Here is an 18,719-nt window from a genome sequence, read left to right as displayed (position 1 = left end):
GGACGGGATCGACTCGGTTCCCCCTGCCGATCACGAACGCTGCGCTAGGAGGCTTGCGTGACTTCTCGGCGAGAGTTCAGAGACTCCCGCGAGACATTTGTATGACAATCCCGTTACGTCGTTGCCGGTGCACAACGAGTCCGGGCCGGCGCGCTCAGAACCCCGCGGTCATCGCCACGCCGACCGTCACGATCAGCACGCCGAGCATCTGGCGAAAGCTCAGGCCCTCGCGGAACAGCCGGTGGCCGGCGAGCGCGGCGATCGGCATCTCGACTACGCCCAGCGCGCGGACCGCCGCCGCCGGCGCGAGGTTGAGCGCGAAGAACCAGCCCGAGGAAGCGAGCGCGCCGAACAATCCGGCGCCCAGCGATTCCCGCCAGCCGGCGATCACTGCGGCGAGCGCGGGGCGATCCCGCCAGAGCAGATAGAGGATCAGCACGCCCGCCTGCACGGCCTGCACGATCGCGACGCTGGTCACCGCGGCGAAGAAGGGATGCTCCGGCTCGAGCCGCAGTCCGGCGTGGCGGAACGCATTGAGCGCGAACCCGAACAGCAGCCCCGACACGACGCCGAGCGTCACGCCCAGCACCGGCCTTTCCGCGCCCGCGGTCCGACGCGGCCAGACGAGGATCGCGAGCCCGAGCGTGGTGAGCGCGACGCCGGACCAGCCGAGCGGTGAAAGATTGTCGCCGAACACCAGCAGTCCCGCGATCGCGGCGAGCGGCACCGAACTCTGTTGCAGCGCCGTTCCGATCGCAAAGCCGGCATAGTGCATTGCGAGCAGCAATGCCGCGGTCGCCAGCACCTGCGCGAGCGCGCCGGTGAGCGCCGGCCACCAGAAGGCGGTGCCGAAGCGCGGCGCGGCGTCGGGAGCAAAGGCAAAGGCGACCGCCACGAAGACCAGCGAAAAAGGCAGGCCGAACAGGAAGCGCACCAATGTCGCGCCCCAAGGGCCGGTGCGCGACATCATCCCGCGCTGGAGCGCGTTGCGGCCGACCTGAAACGCCGCCGCCGCAATCGTCGCGCCCGCCCACAACATGTTCCGCCCCTTCCGCCTTGAGCGCGGCTTAGTTGCGCCGCACCGCAGCATCAACCCCGAGCCATGAGCCGGGCTAATGGCTCCCGCGAGAAATGGTGGTTTGCGCCGCGCCCCGTGCCGGGACCATTGCACCGGCACAAAGGGAGACGTGATGATGTCCTTTCGAGCCGCGCTCACTGCCCTGTTGCTGTCGTCCGCGACACCCGCGCAACAGACCGACGATCCCCTGCTCCGCCCGATCGCGCCCGAAAGCGCGGCGAAATGGCTGGGGCCGCAGGCGCCGATCCGTGTGTTCGGCAATTTTCATCTGGTCGGCTTCGAGGGCCTCAGCGTCGGGCTGATCGACACCGGCGCGGGGCTGATCCTGATCGACGGCGCGGTGCCGCAGGGCGTGCGGGCGATCGAGGCGAACATCCGCAAGCTGGGCTTCCGGGTGGAGGACGTGAAATACATCCTCAGCACCGAACCGCATTTCGATCACGCCGGCGGCATCGCGGCGCTCGCGCGCGACAGCGGCGCCATCGTGGTGGCAGGTGCAGCGGCGGCGACGGTGCTGCGCGGCGGCACCGACCCGTCGGACGCGCAGGTCAGCTGGCTGGCACCCTTCCCCGCCGTACAGCGGCTCCGCACGGTGCGCGACGGCGAACGGCTCCGGCTGGGCTCGGTCACGATCACCGCCCGCGCCACGCCGGGTCACACGCGCGGGAGCACGAGCTGGACATGGCGGAGCTGCGAAGACCGCGACTGCCGCACGATCGTCTTCGCCGCGAGCTTCAATCCGATTGCTCCCGAGGCATATCGTTTCTCCGACCCCGCCCATGCGTGGCTGGTCGCATCATTTCGCCGGACATTCGCCGCGATGCGCCGCATGCCATGCGACATCCTGGTCACCGCGCACCCGGGCCAGTCGAATGGCGATGCGAAGCGCCGCCGCCTCGACCGGCGATCGCAACCCAATCCGTTTCTCGAACCGGGCGCCTGCCGCACTTACGCCGACAAGTCTGCGGCGTTGCTCGACAAGCGGCTGGCGGAAGAGCGGGCGCCTGGCCCCAAACGGCCATGAAAAAAGCCCGCCGATCGTGCGACCGGCGGGCTTCCCTACATGGTGGGCGCGGCAAGGATTGAACTTGCGACCCCTGCGGTGTGAACACAGTGCTCTACCACTGAGCTACGCGCCCATTGGCCCGAGGTCGTTGACGCTCGGGCCGAAACGGGAAGCGGGCCTTTAGGCGGTGCGGGGTGCGCTTGTCCAGCCCCCCGGCCCTGCTTCCGTCAGATCAGTTGACCGAATCCTTCAGACCCTTGCCGGCCTTGAACTTGGGCTGGTTCGACGCCTTGATCGTCATCTCCTCGCCGGTGCGCGGATTGCGGCCGGTCGAGGCCTTGCGCTTGCTGACGGAGAAGGTGCCGAAGCCGACCAGACGAACCTCGTCGCCCTTCTTGAGCGCGGTCGAGATCGCGTCGAACACTGCCTCGACGGCCTTGGTGGCGTCGCCCTTGCCGAGGCCGGAGGTGTCGGCGACCGTCCCGATCAGCTCTTGCTTGTTCATGCTGGTGGATTCCCCCTGAGTGAGTGCGTCGAAATTGAGTCGCGGCGGCGAGGCCGAGTATGCCAGTCAGCACGCGACCGCCGCTGCTGTCAAACCCTCAGCGGCGGTTGCGTACCAAAAAGCGACGCGCGTTCAATGATGAACGGCGTCGCCGATCCCCGGCACATGCGCCGGCGGCTGCGCCGCAAGCTCGTCTGCGTCGGTCCAGTCGATCGCCGTGAGCGGCTCGGTCAGCGCGCGCCGCAGCACCTCGTCGACATGGCGCACCGGAATGATCTCGAGGCCTTCGCGGATGTTCGCGGGGATCTCGGCGAGGTCCTTCTCATTCTCCTGCGGGATCAGCACGGTCTTGATGCCGCCGCGCAAGGCCGCGAGCAGTTTCTCCTTCAACCCGCCGATCGGCAGCACGCGTCCCCGAAGAGTCACTTCGCCGGTCATCGCGATGTCGCGGCGCACCGGTACGCCGGTCATCGTCGAGACGATCGCAGTCACCAGCCCGATGCCCGCCGAAGGGCCGTCCTTGGGCACCGCGCCTTCGGGCAAGTGGACATGGACGTCCTTGCGGGCGAACAGGCTCGGCTTGATCCCATAGCTCGGCGAACGCGCCTTGACGAAGCTGAACGCAGCCTCGACCGATTCCTTCATCACGTCGCCCAGCTTGCCGGTCGTCTTGATCGCGCCCTTGCCCTGCACGGTGACGCTCTCGATCGTCAGCAATTCGCCGCCGACCTCGGTCCAGGCGAGCCCGGTGACCGCACCGATCTGATTCTCCTCCTCGCCGAGACCGTGGCGGTACTTTTGCACGCCGGCATATTCGTGGAGATTGTCCGGTGTGATCGTGACGCTGGTCTCCTTGCCTTCGAGGATCTTGCGCAGCGCCTTGCGCGCGAGCTTGGCGATCTCGCGCTCGAGCGTGCGGACGCCGGCCTCGCGGGTATATTTCTGGATCAGCGCGCGCAGGCCCTCCGTGGTGAGGGTGAATTCGCCCTCCTTGAGCCCGTGCGCCTCGATCTGCTTGTCGATCAGATGGCGCTCGGCGATCTCGACCTTCTCGTCCTCGGTATAGCCTTCGAGCCGGATGATCTCCATGCGGTCGAGCAAGGGCTGCGGCAGGTTGAGCGAGTTCGCCGTGCACACGAACATCACGTCCGAGAGATCGATGTCGATCTCCAGATAATGATCGTTGAACTTGTTGTTCTGCTCGGGGTCGAGCACCTCGAGCAAAGCGCTCGCCGGATCCCCGCGGAAATCCTGGCCGAGCTTGTCGATCTCGTCGAGCAGGAACAAGGGATTGCTCGCCCCCGCCTTGCGCAGATTGGTGACGATCTTGCCCGGCAGCGAGCCGATATAGGTACGCCGATGGCCGCGAATCTCGGCCTCGTCGCGCACGCCGCCCAGCGACTGGCGGATGAACTCGCGCCCGGTCGCCTTGGCGATGCTCTTGCCGAGCGACGTCTTGCCGACCCCGGGAGGGCCGACGAGGCACAGGATCGGCCCCTTCAATTTGTTGGTCCGCGCCTGAACCGCGAGATACTCGACGATCCGGTCCTTGACCTTCTCGAGCGCATAATGGTCCTCGTCGAGCACGCCCTGCGCCTCGGCGATGTCCTTCTTGAGCTTGGATCTTTTGCCCCAGGGCAGGCCGAGCAGCACGTCGAGATAGTTGCGCACCACGGTGGCCTCGGCCGACATCGGCGCCATCGTCTTGAGCTTCTTGAGCTCCGACGTCGCCTTGGTGCGCGCCTCCTTGCTGAGCTTGAGCGTCGCGATCTTCTGGGTCAGCTCGGCGACCTCGTCGCCATCGCCCTCGTCGCCCTCATTGCCCAGCTCGCGCTGGATCGCCTTCAACTGCTCGTTGAGATAATATTCGCGCTGGGTCTTCTCCATCTGGCGCTTGACCCGGCTGCGGATCTTCTTCTCGACCTGCAGCACGCCGAGCTCGCCCTCCATGAAGGCGAACACCATCTCGAGGCGCTTCTGGGGATTCCTCTCGACGAGCAAGGACTGCTTGTCGGCTACCTTGACCGCGATATTGGCGGCAACCGCGTCGGCGAGGCGCGACGAATCGTCGAGCTCGGCGAGCTGGACCGCGGTCTCGGCGGGGAGCTTGCGGTTGAGCTTGGCGTAATTCTCGAACTGGTCGACCACCGAGCGCATCAGCGCCTGAAGTTCGGCACCCTCGACCGCGGCTTCCTCGACCGGCGACACCGTCGCGGTGAGAAACGGACCCGATTCGTCGACCGTGTCGAGCGTGCCGCGCTCCTTGCCCGCCACCAGCACGCGCACCGTGCCGTCGGGAAGCTTGAGAAGCTGGAGCACTTCGGCCGAAACGCCGGTGTCGTACAGGTCCACGCGGCCGGGATCGTCCTCGGCGGGATCGAGCTGCGCGACGAGGAAGATCTCCTTGTCGTCGGCCATCGCCGCTTCGAGCGCGGCGACCGACTTGTCGCGGCCGACGAACAGCGGCACGATCATGTGCGGGAAGACGACGATGTCGCGAAGCGGCAGGACGGGATAGGACTGCTTCATGAATACTCCTGGGCCCGAGCGGCCCCTGTTCTCCACTATATATGGGGCGCGCGCCAGCCGCATCAATCGCCATGGATTGATTGGCTGTGGACTGGCATTGCCCGCCACATCAAGACATTGGCCGTCGCTCGCCTGATGGAGGTTCCTATCGCCGCCCTTCTGCTGCTCGCCGCCTCGACGCTCGCGCTGAGCGCCGCCCCTGCCCTCGCCCAGGTGAAGCCGGGGGAACCGCCGATCACTGCGCTGACCGAGGCCTCGGGCGGACCGATCGAGCCCGAGCGCGCGGCGCTACGGCTCGAGCATGTCGATCTTGCGATCGAAGTGTTCCCCGAAACCCGGCGACTGGCCGGCACCGCAACGCTTGCCCTGACCACCTCCGCACCGCAACGACGGCTGCTGATCGATCTCGACAAGAATTTGCCGGTCAGCGCGATCAGCGTCGACGGCGCTCCCCTGCCCCGCACGAATTGGTCCAATCCCGAGGGCCGGCTGGCGATAACCCTTATCCGGCCGCTCGCTGCCGGCGCACGCGCGGTAGTCAAGATCGTCTATGGCGGCACGCCGCACGTCGCGGTGCGCGCGCCGTGGGACGACGGCATGGTCTGGTCGAAGACTCCCGAGGGTCAGCCCTGGATCGCCACGACCGCACAGGGCTATGGCTGCGACCTGTTCTGGCCGTGTCTCGACTTCCCGGCGGGCGAGCCGGCCAAGGTCGATCTCCACATCACCGTGCCCAAGGGCCTTTCCGCGCCGTCGAACGGCGTCCTCCAGAAGGTCGACACGCGCGCCGATGGCCGCACGACCTGGCATTGGCGCGCGAACAGTCCCAATCCCTATTCGGTGGCGTTGAACGTTGCGCCCTATGTCGAGATGAAGGGCAGCTACAAGAGCCGCTTCGGCAACACGATCCCGCTTTATTATTGGTACCTTCCCGGCCGCGAGGAGAAGGCGAAGGGGCTGTTCGCCGAGTTCGCGCCGGTAGTGGAATTCTTCGAGTCCAATGTCGGCCCCTATCCGTGGAGCGACGAGAAGCTCGGCGTGGTCGAGACGCCGCACCTCGGTATGGAGCACCAGACGATCAACGCCTATGGCAATAACTATCGCAAGACCGCCGACGGCTTCGACTGGCTGTTCCAGCACGAACTCGCCCATGAATGGTTCGGCAACCAGATGTCGGTATCGAACTGGGACGATTTCTGGCTGCACGAGGGCTATGGCCAGTACATGCAGCCGCTCTACGGCCGCTGGCGCGAGGGCGAGGCGCGCTATGCCGCGATGATGGAGGTGTTCCGCAACCAGATCACCAACCAGGCGCCGATCGTCTCCGGCGAGGTACGGACCTCCGACGACGTCTATGAGGCTGATAAAGGCGGCCCCGGCGGCGACATCTACGTCAAAGGCGCGTGGGTGCTCCACACGCTCAGGAACCTGATCGGCGACAAGGCCTTTAAGGAAGTGACGACCCGGCTGGTGTATGGCCGCCCCGACCCGAAACCCGGCAATTTCCAGCCGCGCTTCGCGACCACGCCCGAATATATCCGGATCGTCAATCAGGTCACCGGCAAGGACCTGACCTGGTTCTTCGACGTCTATCTGCGCGAGGCGGCGCTGCCCGAGTTGCTCCAGACGCGCGAAGGCGACCGGCTGACGCTCCGCTGGAAGACGCCGAAGGACAAGCCTTTCCCCTTGCCGGTGGAAGTTCAGATCGACGGAAAGGTCGAGACCGTAGCGATGTCCGGCGGCGCCGCCAGCATCGCCGTCCCCGCCGACGCGCATGTCGTGCTCGATCCGGCGTCGCGTATCCTCAAGCGCTCCGAAGCGGTCGAGGCGGCGCAGCGCGACCCGCATCGAGGCCAATAATGCGGCGCCTCGCCGTCTTCGCCGTTCTCGCGGCGCTGGCGATCCCCGGAACCGCATCGGCGCAGCTGTACCAAGGCAAGGCCGGCACCGCGCCAATCGTGCTCGAACTCGACCAGGGCGACGGCGCGCCCGGCGGCCGCTATTTCTACCGCAGCTCCCGCCTCGACATTGCGCTGGAGGGCGAACGCGCCGCGGATGGGATCACGCTTCGCGCGCGCTCGACGGGCGACAGTCTCGTGCTGAAGCGGGCGGATACGGGCTGGGCCGGAACCCTGACCACCGCCAAGGGCAGGACGCTCCCCGTCTCGCTCGCGATTGCCGCGCCGCCCGCTGCGCCCGCAGGCGCTCCCGCCGATCTCGGCGATTACGACCGGATGCAACTCGCCGGACTGCGTTTCGAAGCCGGCCCGGTCGAGCGCATCGGAACGCGCACGATTCGCTGGCATATCGAGCGGCTGACCGGAACCCGTCTGTTCCGTATCGAAACCGGCTATGCGCCCGCGGCGCTGGGCAAGATCAACGCTGCCTTGACCCGCACCCACTGGGCGCACGTCCGCAACTGGTTCGGCTGTCCGGGCTATGACGGCGGTGCCGGCATCGACCTGGACGCGGCGGGCCCGGCCTATCTCGGCGACACCTTCGTCAGCTATGCATGGCGGACGAGCTGGGGCTGCGCGGGCACGGCGCATCCCGATTTCGGGATCGAGGGCCTCATCTACGACGCGCGCACCGGCACGGAGGTCAAGCTCGACGATCTGCTCCGCTTCGGCAAGACGCCGCCGCCGCCCGAACGATCCGACGCCTGGTACGCCTATCGCAGCGGCGCCTTCGCCGAAGGCCTGGTAGCGCTCCTGAAACGCACGCACGCCAAGGAGATGGCGGCAGAGGACGCCGAGGGCTGCAGTTATGACGACCCCAATGTGTGGAGCTACCCCGCGGCCTATCTCACCGCGGACGGCCTGTTCGTCGCCGCCTATTTCGCCCGCGTCGCGCGCGCCTGCGACGCGCCCGAATGGGCGGTGATTCCGTGGCGGGCGCTGAACGGTCCCGCCACGCGACGCGCGTCAGGCTCGCGCTAGCTCAGCGGGCGGAGCACCCGGGCGAGCACATAGGCGAAGGCGATCTGCCACGGCGTGTAGATCTTGAGCGGCTGGATCACGTCGCTCGCGAACGATGCCCCCGACGCGCCCGTAGTGAGGTACAGGAACAGGCAGAAGCTGCCGACCGCGCCGAGCAGCACCGTGCCGAACGCCTCGAAGGTCAGGCTCGAGCCTTTGCGCAGCAGTCCGAAGATCGCGCAGAGCAACAGACAGCCGCCGCCGCCGATCGCACCGCCGACGAAGCCGCGCAGGAAGCCGACGCCGTCGCCGCTGATCCCGCTCACCGTCATCAGCGCGACATAGTGCATCAGCGTGAACCCGCCGAAGAACACCAGCGCCTTTACCGCGGCACGATGGTGACGCTCGTGCCAGACGAACGGCAGCCCGAACAGCGGCGTAATCCACACCGCGCCGTTGGGGACATGGAAGTAGACCACCAGCGCCAGACCGATCACGTACAAGACGTGGCCAAGTACCAGCCATTTGAAGGTCTCGAGGGCGGCAGGGTTGAGCGCCAGGTCGAACGGCGAATGATACTCTCGCTCGTCGTCGTCGAGGATGGCAATATCGGACATACGTCACCTCTCCATCTCGTCTTTACTGCGGGAGAGGGTGCGCCTCGCAAGCGAGTCGGTCAATCAGCGCGCATGCAAAAACGGCCGGAAAGAACCCTTTCCGGCCGCTAGTGCAGTGTTTCGGCAACAAAGGTCAGGCGGCGCTGCCGGCCTTTTCCTTCTTGGCGTAGATGCGGACCGGGTCCTTGCGGCCCTCGACCACGTCCTTGTCGATCATCACCTCGTCGACGCCGTCCATGCCGGGCAAGTCGAACATCGTGTCGAGCAGGATCGCCTCGAGGATCGAGCGGAGGCCGCGGGCACCGGTCTTGCGGTCGATCGCCTTCTTGGCGACGGCGATCAGCGCATCGTCGTTGAAGCTGAGCTTGACGCCCTCCATGTCGAACAGCTTCTGATACTGCTTGACCAGCGCGTTCTTCGGCTCGGTCAGGATCTTGACCAAAGCATCGATGTCGAGGTCCTCGAGCGTCGCGATCACCGGCAGGCGGCCGACGAATTCGGGGATCAGCCCGAACTTGAGCAGATCCTCGGGCTCGGTCTGACGCAGCACTTCACCCGTACGGCGTTCTTCCGGCGCGGCGACATAAGCGCCGAAGCCGATCGACTTGCCCTGCAGGCGATCGCCGATGATCTTCTCGAGGCCGCTGAACGCGCCGCCGCAGATGAACAGGATGTTGGTCGTGTCGACCTGGAGGAATTCCTGCTGCGGATGCTTGCGCCCGCCCTGCGGCGGAACGCTCGCGGTGGTGCCTTCCATCAGCTTGAGCAATGCCTGCTGGACGCCCTCGCCCGACACGTCGCGGGTGATCGAAGGATTCTCGGCCTTGCGCGAAATTTTGTCGATCTCGTCGATATAGACGATCCCGCGCTGCGCGCGCTCGACATTATAGTCGGAGGCCTGGAGCAGCTTGAGAATGATGTTCTCGACGTCCTCGCCGACATAGCCGGCTTCGGTGAGCGTCGTCGCATCGGCCATGGTGAACGGCACGTCGAGGATGCGCGCCAGCGTCTGGGCGAGCAAGGTCTTGCCGCAGCCGGTGGGGCCGACGAGCAGGATGTTCGACTTGGCGAGCTCGACATCGGCGCCCTTGGCGCCATGATTGAGCCGCTTGTAATGATTGTGCACCGCGACCGAGAGCACGCGCTTGGCCTGCTTCTGGCCGATCACGTAATCGTCGAGCACGTCGCAGATTTCCTGCGGCGTCGGGACGCCGCCGTCCTTCTTCGAGACGAGCGCCGACTTGGTCTCTTCGCGGATGATGTCGTTGCAGAGCTCGACGCACTCGTCGCAGATGAACACGGTCGGTCCGGCGATGAGCTTGCGCACCTCATGCTGCGACTTGCCGCAGAACGAGCAATAGAGCGTGCTCTTGGAGTCGCCGCCGCTGAGCTTGGTCATTCAATCCATCCTTTACGCGCCGGACGCGTAGCCATTACCCGCCATCCTACACGCGGGTTCCCGTCCGGCAATCCATAATCCGCCCGCAGCAGGCGGTTATCGCCGTCCGGGGTCTCGCCCGCGGACGGCTTATAATCCAATAATCTTAAGCAGCTGCTGCGTCGTCGCTCGGCTGCGGCCGCTTGTCGTACACTTCGTCGACGATCCCGAACTCCTTGGCCTCATTGGCTTCGAGGAAGGTATCGCGATCCATCGCGCGCTCGATCTTCTCCAGCGGCTGGCCCGTATATTTCGCATACAGGTCATTCATCCGCTGGCGAATACGGAGAATCTCCTTAGCCTGGATCTCGATGTCCGAGGCCATGCCCTGCGCGCCGCCCGACGGCTGGTGCACCATGATCCGGGCATTGGTCAGCGCGACGCGGAGACCCGGCTCGCCCGATGCGAGCAGGAAGCTGCCCATCGACGCCGCCTGACCGATGCACACCGTGCCGACGCGCGGACGGATATATTGCATCGTGTCGTGGATCGCCATGCCCGCGGTGACCACGCCGCCCGGCGAGTTGATGTACATCCAGATGTCCTTCTTCGGATTCTCGGCCTCGAGGAAGAGCAACTGGGCGGTGATCAGCGAGGCCATATGGTCCTCGACGCCGCCGGTAACGAAGATGATGCGCTCGCGCAGCAGGCGCGAGAAGATGTCGAAGCTGCGCTCGCCGCGGCTCGACTGCTCGATAACGATGGGAACGAGACCGCCGGTAACGGGATCAATGGTCATCTGACCGGAAAGCGGATGCATGCGGGATTTTCTCTTGGATGGTTGCCCAGATGCCCAACATCGGCGCTCGGGCTGTGTGGCGCAAGGGGGCATCGCGGTAAACCGCCGGACGACCGGCTTGACACGCTTGACACGAAAACCGGGTTTGGGATCGTCATTGACATATCTTTGTCTCCTGCAGCCGATGCCGCGCGCCACCGACGCACCCGATACGCGCCGGCCATGCGCCACGAACGCGCCGCCGACGCCACCGCGAGCGACGCCGAAGCGTCTCGGACGCGACATCCGCGCGTCGCCGAAGCGGCGGCGAGCCATGTCCGTGCCACTTTGACGGGCGGGCACCACGCGCCGCTCAACCGCAAACCTCAGCATGCGAAATCCTACATTGCAAGGCAGTCTGTCTGCCCCCACATCGTTTCGCATGAGCAAGGTTCTCGTCACCGGCGGCTCGGGCTTCGTCGGCAGCCATGTGATCCTCCAGTTGCTGGCGGAGGGGCACGAGGTGCGCACCACCGTCCGCGATCCGGCGCGCGAAGCCGAGGTGCGGGCGACGCTCGCCGCAGCAGGTGCGAACACGACCAAACTGGCCTTCTTCACTGCCGATCTGGAGAAGGACCATGGCTGGGCCGAGGCGGTGGCGGGCTGCGACTATGTCCATCACGTCGCCTCGCCCTTCCCGCCTGCGCAGCCCAGGGACGAGAACGAACTGATCCGTCCCGCGCGCGAGGGCACGCTCCGGGTGCTGCGCGCCGCCCGCGACGCGGGGGTCAAGCGAATCGTGGTCACCTCCTCGTTCGCGGCGATCGGCTATGGCCACGGCCAGAGCGACGCGCCCTATACCGAGGAAGACTGGACCGACCCCGACGGACCGGCGGTCCAGCCCTATATGAAGTCCAAGACGCTCGCCGAGCGCGCGGCGTGGGAATTCGTCGCGCGCGAGGGCAAGGGCATGGAACTGGCGGTGGTCAATCCGGTCGGCATCTTCGGACCGGCATTGAACGGCGACCTGTCGACCTCGGTCTTCCTCGTCCAGTCGATGCTGCAGGGCAAGATGCCGGGGACCCCGCGCCTCTATCTCGGCGCTGTCGACGTCCGCGACGTTGCCACGCTGCATCTGCGCGCGATGACCGATCCCGCCGCGGCGGGCGAACGCTTTCTCGCGGTCGCCGGCGAGGCGATGTCGTTCCATGAGATGGCGATGGTGTTGCGCGAGCGGCTCGGCCCTGCCGCCGCCAGGGTACCGAAGCGCCAGCTTCCCGACTGGCTGGTCCGCTTGCTGGCGATCTTCAATCCGCTCGCCCGCGAAGCCGTGCCGCGGCTGGGGATCAAGGCGAATGCGAGCAATGCCAAGGCACGCCGCGTGCTGGGCTGGACGCCGCGATCGAACGAGGAAGCGATCGTGGCGAGTGCCGAGAGCCTGATCGCGCTGGGGCTGGTGAGCGCCCCAAAATGACAACCGTCACCCCGGCCGCGGTGCCGGGGTCCACGGTGCCGCGATGGCTGCATTCGAGCCTCTTGTCCTTCCCCTATCCGCGAAGTGGACCCTGCACTGCGGCCGGGGTGACGTCGGGTAGGCGCACGGGTCAGTCGCTGAATGGCCCCGGCTGCGCGAGATAGGCCAGCCGCCGCACCTCGCGCCGTCCGCGCACCACCGTATCGAGGATCAGCCCGGTGAACAGGTTGAGAAAGGCGAGGATCATCATGCCCGTGGCGAGGATCGCAGTCGGAAAGCGCGGCACCAGCCCGGTGCTCAAATAGGTGATGACCAAGGGCACGGCGAGCAGCACCGCCATCATCGCGAACACCGTGGCAATGAAGCCGAAGAACAGCATCGGCCGCTCGATCCGGTAGAGCACGGCGATCGTCTTCGCGATCCGGAAGCCGTCGCGATAGGTGTTGAGCTTCGACGCGGAGCCCTCGGGGCGGGCGAAATAACGAGTCTCGACTTCGCCCACCGGCATCTTGAGCTCGAGCGCGTGGACGCTGATCTCGGTCTCGATCTCGAAGCCGGAGGAGAGCACCGGAAAGCTCTTCACGAAGCGTCGCGAGAACACCCGATAACCCGAGAAGATGTCGGTGAAGCTGCGCCCGAACAGTTGCGCGAGCAGCCCGGTCATCGCGCGATTGCCGAGGACATGGCCGCGGCGATAAGCCTCGGCCGCCTCGTGGACGCGCGTGCCGACGATCATGTCGAGCCCTTCCTGCACAAGCCTGTCGACCATCAACGGCGCGACGCTCGCATCATAGGTCGCGTCGCCGTCGGCCATGACGTAGATGTCGGCATCGACATCGGCGAACATCCGCCGCACGACATTGCCCTTGCCCTGCATCCGTTCGCTGCGGACGATCGCCCCGGCTTCGCGCGCCACCTCGATCGTGCGGTCGCGGCTGTTATTATCGTAGACATGGATCGCGGCAGCCGGGAACGCCGCGCGGAAGCTCGCGACGGTCTGCGCGATCGCCGCTTCCTCGTTATAGCAGGGCAGCAGCACTGCGATCCTCGGGTTCATTGTCCCGCCCCGAGGACCAGATCGGCACCGTTCGACATATTTGTTCTTTGACTTTTCCCCATCGTCGCAGCGATCATTCCGGCATCGCAAGGGGGAAAGCAATGGGAATACGTGATCTTCGCGGACTGACGCTCGTCGTCGCCATCATGGTGGTGATCGACGCGCTGACGACGCCGGTCATATTGCTCGCGGCGTTGCTGTTTCCCGAAGGCTATACCGAGAATGTGATGCCCATCGCTTCGCAGGTCGATCTGGCCACGGTGCTGTTCAAGCTTCTGACCTTCGTCGTGTTCGGCCGCTGGATCTATGTGGCCGGCAGGAATCTGATCGAGGCCGGATATCATGATCTGGAATTCACCCCGGCGGCGCGGATCTGGTGGTTCGCCGTTCCCGTCGCGTGCCTGTTCAAGCCGTTTCAGGGCATGCGCGAGCTTTGGAACGCGAGTCATGGCAACGGCGACTATTCGGAAGGCAGCGCCCTCGTCGCGACATGGTGGGCGCTCTGGCTGCTCACGACATTCGCGGGCTACTTGTCCGGATATATGGCCAAGTCGCCGGATTCGGGTGTGACGCCGTTCTGGATCCAAGCCGTATTCGACATTCCCCTGGCCGCGGTCGCGATCCTCATGATCCGCCGTATCGCCGAGGCACAGGCCAGGCTCGGCACCGGGGAATTGGCTGAAGTCTTCGCCTGACCCGATAAAGCAAGGCCCGCCGCTCCGGGAAGGAGCGGCGGGCCCAATGCTTTTTCGAGACCGGGAGGCTCAGTCGGCCTTCTTCTTGGCCGGCGCCTTCTTGGCGGGCTTGGCCGGAGCCTCTTCCGCCGCTTCGGCCTTGGCGGCCGGCGCCTTCTTCGTCGCCGCCTTCTTCACCGGCTCGGCCGCGACGAGCTCGTCGCCGGGGGCCGCAGGCTCGATATCCGCCGCTTCGACCTTTTTCGGCTTGGCGGCCTTCTTCGCGGGCTCTTCGGCGGCGGCTTCGTCCGCCTTGGGCTCGGCCTTGGCCTTCTTGGCCGGCTTGGCCTCCGCCTCGTCGGCAGCCGGCTTCCTGGCAGCCTTCTTGGCCTTGGGCTTGTGGTTGTCGTGGTCGTGGTGGTGCGTGCCGGTGTCGAAGCCCTCGTCGCTCTCGATCGCGGCTTCGAGTTCTTCGCGCGTCACTTCGCGGTCGCTGATCTCGGCCTTGTCGAACAGGAAGTCGACGACCTTGTCCTCGAACAAAGGCGCGCGCAGCTGGGCGGCCGCCATCGGTTCCTGCTGGACATATTGCATGAAGCGCTGGCGATCCTCGGGGCCGTATTGCTGCGCGGCCTGCGCGATCAGCCGGCTCATTTCCTGCTGCGAGACCTCGACGCCATTGGCGGTGCCGATCTCGGAGAGAAGCAGACCCAGGCGGACCCGGCGCTCGGCGATCTTGAAATAATCGTCGCGCTCGGCTTCGAGCTCGGCCAGCGCCGCAGCCGGATCGGCCTCATGCTCGGTCTCGTGGACGAGCTGGTGCCAGATCTGCTGGAACTCGGCATCGACCATCGACGGCGGCACCGCGAAGTCATGGCCGGCGGCGAGCTGATCGAGCAGCTTGCGCTTCATATAGGTCCGGGTCAGGCCGTTGAGCTGCTGCTCGATCTGCCCCTTGAGCAGCCCCTTGAGCTGCTCGAGATCCTGCAGGCCGAGCGCCTTGGCGAAATCGTCGTCGATCTTCGTCTCGCCGGCAGTCTTCACTGCGGTGATCTTGAGATCGAAGGTCGCGGGCTTGCCGGCGAGATCCTTCGAGCCGTAATCCTCGGGGAAAGTGACCGAGATCTGCTTCTCGTCGCCGGCCTTCACGCCGACGAGCTGATCCTCGAAGCCCGGGATCAGGCGGCCCGAGCCGATCTCGACCGCCATGCCCTCGCCGGTGCCGCCCTCGAACGCGACGCCGTCGGCGGTCTTGCCGACGAAGTCCATCGTCACCTGGTCGCCGGTCGCGGCCTTGTGCTTGGCCGGGGCATCGTCCCAGCCCTTCTGGTTGCTCGCGAGCTGCTGGAGCTGCTCGTCGATCGCGGCGTCATCGGCCGGAACGGTCAGGCGCTCGAGCTTGAGGCCCTCGATCGACGGCGTCGGCACGTCGGGAAGCACTTCGAGCTCGATCTTGATCTCGGCGTCCTTGCCGGGGGCATAATCGCCTTCGAGGCTGACCGAAGGCTGCATGGCCGGGCGAAGCTTGTGCTCGACGAGCAGCTTCTGCACGCCTTCCTGGATCGTCGTGTTGAGCGCGTCGGCGGTGATCGCCTCGCCGTGCATCTTGCGGACGAGGTTGGCCGGGACCTTGCCGGGGCGGAAGCCGGGCATGCGGACCTGCGGCGCGACCCGCTTCACTTCGGCATCGACCTTCTTGTCGATGTCCTTGGCGGTGATCGTCAGCGTGTAGGCGCGCTTGAGGCCCTCGTTCAACGTCTCGACAGTCTGCATCAGTTCAGCTTCCAAAAAGAATGAGATCGCGGCGCCGGGACGCTGATCAGAGAGCGGCGGTGCTGGTGCGGGCGAAGGGACTCGAACCCCCACACCTTTCGATACCAGAACCTAAATCTGGCGCGTCTACCAGTTCCGCCACGCCCGCAGGGGCACCGCCGGTCGGCGGGCTCTATAGCAGTCATGTGCCCGGGGGCAAGCCGCGAAGCAACCCCGCGCCGCTCCGCGGCGTTCAAGCGCGGACAAGGAGATGCTGCATGCCCGTCGAACCCCCGATCCCCGCCACCCCGGAGCCCGCGCCGTCCGAGAATCCCGGCGCCCCGCAACCCGGCCAGCCGACCACCCCGCCCCCCGAATACAGCCCGCCTGCCCCCGACGTGGACGTCCCCGCGCCCAACCCGGGCGGCGATCCCGGCATCGCCCCCGGGCAACCGATGGCCTGAGGCTGCGTTCACGAAACGAAGGAGTGGAGACATGACCGACACCAGAAGCGACGCCGGGCTGCGCGGCGCGACCGAGCGCGAAGACGATCCGCGCCCGGATATCGAACAGGCGGTGGAATCGCGCGCCGACGAAGCCGATGCCGCGGGCGGCGGCGGGAACAGCTCGCCACTGGAGTCGACCGGCGTCGCGGATGGCGTCAGCGGCACCGCCGGCGAAGTGAAGAACCAGGACCGGACCCAGCAATGAAGCCGCCGCGTTGATGATGCATCGATATCCGGATATCCTCGAGACCGGCGTCACCGGCGGCCGGGAAGGCGAGGCATGATCGACAAGCACCTGATGAAGCTGCGCGCGCGCGACGATATCAGCGCCGAGGAAGAGCAGGCGCTTCGCGACGCGGCGGGCGAAGTGATCCACTATCCGGCGAATCGCACCTTCATCACGGCGGGCCAGGAGCTCAGTTGCTCGACATTGCTGCTCGACGGGATCATCGCGCGCTACAAGGATCTCAGCGACGGCCAGCGCCAGATTACCGAGCTCCACGTCGCCGGCGACTTCGCCGACCTGCACAGTTTCACGCTCAAACATCTCGATCACAGCGTCATGGCGCTGACCCCGGCCAGGATCGTGCAGGTGCCCCACGAGAAGCTGAAGGACATCACCGAGCGGCACCCCCATCTCGCGCGCGTTCTGTGGTTCTCGACCAATCTCGACGCGGCGATCCACCGCGAATGGGAAGTTTCGCTCGGCCGCCGCAATGCGCTTCAGCGCACTGCCCACATCTTCTGCGAGCTCCAGGTCCGGCTCGGTATCGTCGGTCTCGCCAGCGAGCAGGGATATGCGCTGCCGATCACCCAGGTCGATCTCGCCGAGTGCCTCGGCCTGACGTCGGTCCACGTCAATCGCGTGCTCAAGGAGCTCCGCGAGCGCGCGCTGGTCGAGTTCCGCAGCGGCCGGGTGACGATTACCGATCTCGCCGGGCTGCGCAGCCTCGCCGAGTTCGATCCGGCCTATCTCTATCTGGACAAGCGCCGACGCTAAACCCGGTTGCGCGGGGAGAACGGACCGATTAAGCGTCTCGGTCAGGGGAAAGTGCCTTCGGGGGGAGGCGAAAATGATCAGACAAGCGATTGCGCTCGCGACGTTTTCCGCGAGCATCGGCATATCCTGTGCGCAAGCGCAGGAAGTGCCGACAGCCAGGTGCGAACTTCACGTCTGGCCAAGCGGCGACCTCAATTCGGTCTATCAAGGCTGGATTCATGGCGGCATCGTCAACGGCGCGGTGACGGGACGTGACGGCTATCCCGAAGTACCGCCCGATCCGCTCGGCGCCGCGTCGCAGACGGCCTTGCTCGATCGTTCGCAGCCGCAAAACATCATCGGTCGCGACAATTATATGCTGATCGTCCACGCGCAGCCGCTGTCCAGCCGCGAGATTCGGACCACGCCCGGGCGGCTCACGAGCGACGGCGCTGCGTGCTACGCCGAATTGATCGTCGACGATGTGTTCCTGCAGCAGGACGTCTTCCACGGAAGCTATCTCAAAAGCTCGTTCCGCTATCGGGACTTCGGCGACGGCGCCTTGTCCGCGGCAACGCCGGCGCGGGTCTTCGGCACCTGGGTCAAGACGCCGCTCAAGCTCTTCCCGCCCAAGGACGCCATTGATCCGAACGCGGCGAGCGAAGAGCTGAAAAGCGCCTATGTCGAGAATTTCGCGCTGTTCGCGAAGGCGCTGAACAAGCCGGTGAAAGGCAAGCGCGGCAAGTAAGCGCGCGGCTTCGCACAATATTCTTCAGAATGGGGGACTAATTATGATCAAACGCGCCTATCTCATGTCGGCGCTCGCCGGCGCCGCCGCATTGCTGACCTCGGTCGACGCGGCCGCGCAGGAGGCTGGCGCGGCGCCCTGCGAGCTGCACATCTGGCCGGCCGAGCGGATGAACTCCTCGACCACCGGATTGCTCGGTGGCCTGGTCGGCGCCGCGATCAATGCCAAGAAGGACGCCGGCAACAAGGCGCAGCTGGCTAGCGCGCTCGACAGCCCTTCGCAGCTCGACGCGCTGCAGTCGCTCGATCTTCAGACGCTGATCGTTCTCAAGCCTGCCACCGTCATCGTCCGCCACGAAACGCCGCTCGAGCGCAAGACGATGAACAAGGTGAAGACCCGTCGCTCCGATTCGACCGCGAATTGCTATTCGGAGTTGATCGTCGCCGACGTGTTCTACTCGAAGCACATCATGTACGGCCGGTCGCTCAAGACGCTGTTCATGATCCGCGACTTCGGCAACGACCAAAAGATCGACTTCGAATACAAGGCCTGGGGCGGCAACGGCCTCAAGCTGTTCCCGCCCAAGGAGGGCGAGGATTCGATTGCGGCGCTCGATGAGCTCGTCGGCGTGTTCAAGCGCAATTTCGAGGAATATGCGAACAACGCCCGCAAATCGATCGCGGCCAAGCGCAAGGCGTGAATCAGGCCGGGGCGCTCGTT

At 65.8% G+C, this 18,719-nt stretch carries 18 protein-coding genes and 2 tRNA genes; 10 read left to right on the top strand and 10 right to left on the bottom strand.

Features of this window, described 5'->3' with window-relative positions:
• Nucleotides 1–154: 154 nt before the first annotated feature.
• Nucleotides 155–1,039 (bottom strand): DMT family transporter, encoded by an 885-nt coding sequence (locus tag Q9Q95_RS03120; protein ID WP_306093747.1) that lies wholly within the window; start codon nucleotides 1,037–1,039, stop codon nucleotides 155–157.
• 151 nt (nucleotides 1,040–1,190) lie between these two features.
• On the opposite strand from Q9Q95_RS03120, the gene bla reads away from it, so the two are divergent.
• The gene (gene bla / locus Q9Q95_RS03115) at nucleotides 1,191–2,102 is read left to right on the top strand and encodes a subclass B3 metallo-beta-lactamase (RefSeq protein ID WP_306093745.1); all 912 of its coding nucleotides are present in this window, start codon (nucleotides 1,191–1,193) and stop codon (nucleotides 2,100–2,102) included.
• Nucleotides 2,103–2,142: 40 nt separating this feature from the next.
• Here bla and Q9Q95_RS03110 read toward each other — a convergent pair.
• The 3 genes from Q9Q95_RS03110 to lon all read right to left on the bottom strand — a co-directional run bounded on the left by Q9Q95_RS03110 (nucleotide 2,143) and on the right by lon (nucleotide 5,118).
• Nucleotides 2,143–2,217: transfer RNA gene (locus tag Q9Q95_RS03110), tRNA-Val, on the bottom strand.
• Between the two features lie 99 nt (nucleotides 2,218–2,316).
• Nucleotides 2,317–2,589: an HU family DNA-binding protein gene (locus tag Q9Q95_RS03105; RefSeq protein ID WP_077511876.1), complete on the bottom strand. Its 273-nt coding sequence runs from the start codon at nucleotides 2,587–2,589 to the stop codon at nucleotides 2,317–2,319.
• A gap of 132 nt (nucleotides 2,590–2,721) precedes the next feature.
• Complete coding sequence (gene lon, locus Q9Q95_RS03100) at nucleotides 2,722–5,118, bottom strand: endopeptidase La (protein ID WP_306093742.1); 2,397 nt, start codon at nucleotides 5,116–5,118, stop codon at nucleotides 2,722–2,724.
• Between the two features lie 135 nt (nucleotides 5,119–5,253).
• On the opposite strand from lon, the gene Q9Q95_RS03095 reads away from it, so the two are divergent.
• Nucleotides 5,254–6,978 carry a M1 family metallopeptidase gene (locus Q9Q95_RS03095; protein ID WP_306093740.1) on the top strand — a complete coding sequence of 575 codons (1,725 nt, stop codon included), beginning with the start codon at nucleotides 5,254–5,256 and terminating at the stop codon, nucleotides 6,976–6,978.
• Nucleotides 6,978–8,057, top strand: a complete 1,080-nt coding sequence (locus tag Q9Q95_RS03090) for a hypothetical protein (protein ID WP_306093737.1) — start codon at nucleotides 6,978–6,980, stop codon at nucleotides 8,055–8,057. The genes Q9Q95_RS03095 and Q9Q95_RS03090 overlap by 1 nt, the downstream gene beginning before the upstream one ends.
• On the opposite strand, the gene Q9Q95_RS03085 is transcribed toward Q9Q95_RS03090, so the two are convergent.
• The 3 genes from Q9Q95_RS03085 to Q9Q95_RS03075 all read right to left on the bottom strand — a co-directional run bounded on the left by Q9Q95_RS03085 (nucleotide 8,054) and on the right by Q9Q95_RS03075 (nucleotide 10,851).
• Nucleotides 8,054–8,653 (bottom strand): hypothetical protein, encoded by a 600-nt coding sequence (locus Q9Q95_RS03085; RefSeq protein WP_306093735.1) that lies wholly within the window; start codon nucleotides 8,651–8,653, stop codon nucleotides 8,054–8,056. The genes Q9Q95_RS03090 and Q9Q95_RS03085 overlap by 4 nt on opposite strands.
• A 133-nt stretch (nucleotides 8,654–8,786) precedes the next feature.
• Nucleotides 8,787–10,052: an ATP-dependent Clp protease ATP-binding subunit ClpX gene (gene clpX / locus Q9Q95_RS03080; protein WP_306093733.1), complete on the bottom strand. Its 1,266-nt coding sequence runs from the start codon at nucleotides 10,050–10,052 to the stop codon at nucleotides 8,787–8,789.
• 145 nt (nucleotides 10,053–10,197) lie between these two features.
• Nucleotides 10,198–10,851 (bottom strand): ATP-dependent Clp protease proteolytic subunit, encoded by a 654-nt coding sequence (locus Q9Q95_RS03075; RefSeq protein ID WP_306094673.1) that lies wholly within the window; start codon nucleotides 10,849–10,851, stop codon nucleotides 10,198–10,200.
• Between the two features lie 400 nt (nucleotides 10,852–11,251).
• Between Q9Q95_RS03075 and Q9Q95_RS03070 the strand changes: the two genes are divergently transcribed.
• The gene (locus Q9Q95_RS03070; RefSeq protein ID WP_306093731.1) at nucleotides 11,252–12,283 is read left to right on the top strand and encodes an aldehyde reductase; all 1,032 of its coding nucleotides are present in this window, start codon (nucleotides 11,252–11,254) and stop codon (nucleotides 12,281–12,283) included.
• A gap of 130 nt (nucleotides 12,284–12,413) precedes the next feature.
• On the opposite strand, the gene Q9Q95_RS03065 is transcribed toward Q9Q95_RS03070, so the two are convergent.
• On the bottom strand, nucleotides 12,414–13,340 hold the full coding sequence (locus Q9Q95_RS03065) for a glycosyltransferase family 2 protein (RefSeq protein WP_306093729.1): 927 nt from the start codon (nucleotides 13,338–13,340) through the stop codon (nucleotides 12,414–12,416).
• Between the two features lie 47 nt (nucleotides 13,341–13,387).
• On the opposite strand from Q9Q95_RS03065, the gene Q9Q95_RS03060 reads away from it, so the two are divergent.
• Nucleotides 13,388–14,035: a DUF4328 domain-containing protein gene (locus Q9Q95_RS03060; RefSeq protein WP_306093727.1), complete on the top strand. Its 648-nt coding sequence runs from the start codon at nucleotides 13,388–13,390 to the stop codon at nucleotides 14,033–14,035.
• Nucleotides 14,036–14,104: 69 nt separating this feature from the next.
• Here Q9Q95_RS03060 and tig read toward each other — a convergent pair whose 3' ends face one another.
• Both tig and Q9Q95_RS03050 read right to left on the bottom strand, forming a co-directional pair.
• The gene (gene tig / locus Q9Q95_RS03055) at nucleotides 14,105–15,787 is read right to left on the bottom strand and encodes a trigger factor (RefSeq protein ID WP_306093725.1); all 1,683 of its coding nucleotides are present in this window, start codon (nucleotides 15,785–15,787) and stop codon (nucleotides 14,105–14,107) included.
• A gap of 63 nt (nucleotides 15,788–15,850) precedes the next feature.
• Nucleotides 15,851–15,935, bottom strand: a tRNA-Leu gene (locus Q9Q95_RS03050).
• A 109-nt stretch (nucleotides 15,936–16,044) separates the two neighbouring features.
• On the opposite strand from Q9Q95_RS03050, the gene Q9Q95_RS03045 reads away from it, so the two are divergent.
• The 5 genes from Q9Q95_RS03045 to Q9Q95_RS03025 all read left to right on the top strand — a co-directional run bounded on the left by Q9Q95_RS03045 (nucleotide 16,045) and on the right by Q9Q95_RS03025 (nucleotide 18,699).
• The gene (locus Q9Q95_RS03045; protein WP_306093723.1) at nucleotides 16,045–16,230 is read left to right on the top strand and encodes a hypothetical protein; all 186 of its coding nucleotides are present in this window, start codon (nucleotides 16,045–16,047) and stop codon (nucleotides 16,228–16,230) included.
• A 31-nt stretch (nucleotides 16,231–16,261) separates the two neighbouring features.
• Nucleotides 16,262–16,477 carry a hypothetical protein gene (locus Q9Q95_RS03040; protein ID WP_306093721.1) on the top strand — a complete coding sequence of 72 codons (216 nt, stop codon included), beginning with the start codon at nucleotides 16,262–16,264 and terminating at the stop codon, nucleotides 16,475–16,477.
• 75 nt (nucleotides 16,478–16,552) lie between these two features.
• Nucleotides 16,553–17,272: a Crp/Fnr family transcriptional regulator gene (locus Q9Q95_RS03035; RefSeq protein WP_306093719.1), complete on the top strand. Its 720-nt coding sequence runs from the start codon at nucleotides 16,553–16,555 to the stop codon at nucleotides 17,270–17,272.
• Nucleotides 17,273–17,417: 145 nt separating this feature from the next.
• Complete coding sequence (locus Q9Q95_RS03030; protein ID WP_306093717.1) at nucleotides 17,418–17,999, top strand: hypothetical protein; 582 nt, start codon at nucleotides 17,418–17,420, stop codon at nucleotides 17,997–17,999.
• Nucleotides 18,000–18,042: 43 nt separating this feature from the next.
• Nucleotides 18,043–18,699, top strand: a complete 657-nt coding sequence (locus Q9Q95_RS03025; protein ID WP_306093715.1) for a hypothetical protein — start codon at nucleotides 18,043–18,045, stop codon at nucleotides 18,697–18,699.
• Nucleotides 18,700–18,719: the final 20 nt, after the last annotated feature.

This window comes from Sphingomonas sp. DG1-23 (assembly GCF_030730875.1).
Lineage (GTDB): Bacteria > Pseudomonadota > Alphaproteobacteria > Sphingomonadales > Sphingomonadaceae > Sphingomonas.
This window is presented reverse-complemented; position numbering and strand designations above follow the sequence as displayed.

Excerpts from the sequence above, each read along its gene's own strand:
- Q9Q95_RS03120 (WP_306093747.1), bottom strand. The coding sequence starts at position 1,039 with ATGTTGTGGGCGGGCGCGACGATTGCGGCGGCGGCGTTTCAGGTCGGC.
- bla (WP_306093745.1), top strand. The coding sequence starts at position 1,191 with ATGATGTCCTTTCGAGCCGCGCTCACTGCCCTGTTGCTGTCGTCCGCG.
- Q9Q95_RS03105 (WP_077511876.1), bottom strand. The coding sequence starts at position 2,589 with ATGAACAAGCAAGAGCTGATCGGGACGGTCGCCGACACCTCCGGCCTC.
- lon (WP_306093742.1), bottom strand. The coding sequence starts at position 5,118 with ATGAAGCAGTCCTATCCCGTCCTGCCGCTTCGCGACATCGTCGTCTTC.
- Q9Q95_RS03095 (WP_306093740.1), top strand. The coding sequence starts at position 5,254 with ATGGAGGTTCCTATCGCCGCCCTTCTGCTGCTCGCCGCCTCGACGCTC.
- Q9Q95_RS03090 (WP_306093737.1), top strand. The coding sequence starts at position 6,978 with ATGCGGCGCCTCGCCGTCTTCGCCGTTCTCGCGGCGCTGGCGATCCCC.
- Q9Q95_RS03085 (WP_306093735.1), bottom strand. The coding sequence starts at position 8,653 with ATGTCCGATATTGCCATCCTCGACGACGACGAGCGAGAGTATCATTCG.
- clpX (WP_306093733.1), bottom strand. The coding sequence starts at position 10,052 with ATGACCAAGCTCAGCGGCGGCGACTCCAAGAGCACGCTCTATTGCTCG.
- Q9Q95_RS03075 (WP_306094673.1), bottom strand. The coding sequence starts at position 10,851 with ATGCATCCGCTTTCCGGTCAGATGACCATTGATCCCGTTACCGGCGGT.
- Q9Q95_RS03070 (WP_306093731.1), top strand. The coding sequence starts at position 11,252 with ATGAGCAAGGTTCTCGTCACCGGCGGCTCGGGCTTCGTCGGCAGCCAT.
- Q9Q95_RS03065 (WP_306093729.1), bottom strand. The coding sequence starts at position 13,340 with ATGAACCCGAGGATCGCAGTGCTGCTGCCCTGCTATAACGAGGAAGCG.
- tig (WP_306093725.1), bottom strand. The coding sequence starts at position 15,787 with ATGCAGACTGTCGAGACGTTGAACGAGGGCCTCAAGCGCGCCTACACG.
- Q9Q95_RS03045 (WP_306093723.1), top strand. The coding sequence starts at position 16,045 with ATGCCCGTCGAACCCCCGATCCCCGCCACCCCGGAGCCCGCGCCGTCC.
- Q9Q95_RS03040 (WP_306093721.1), top strand. The coding sequence starts at position 16,262 with ATGACCGACACCAGAAGCGACGCCGGGCTGCGCGGCGCGACCGAGCGC.
- Q9Q95_RS03035 (WP_306093719.1), top strand. The coding sequence starts at position 16,553 with ATGATCGACAAGCACCTGATGAAGCTGCGCGCGCGCGACGATATCAGC.
- Q9Q95_RS03025 (WP_306093715.1), top strand. The coding sequence starts at position 18,043 with ATGATCAAACGCGCCTATCTCATGTCGGCGCTCGCCGGCGCCGCCGCA.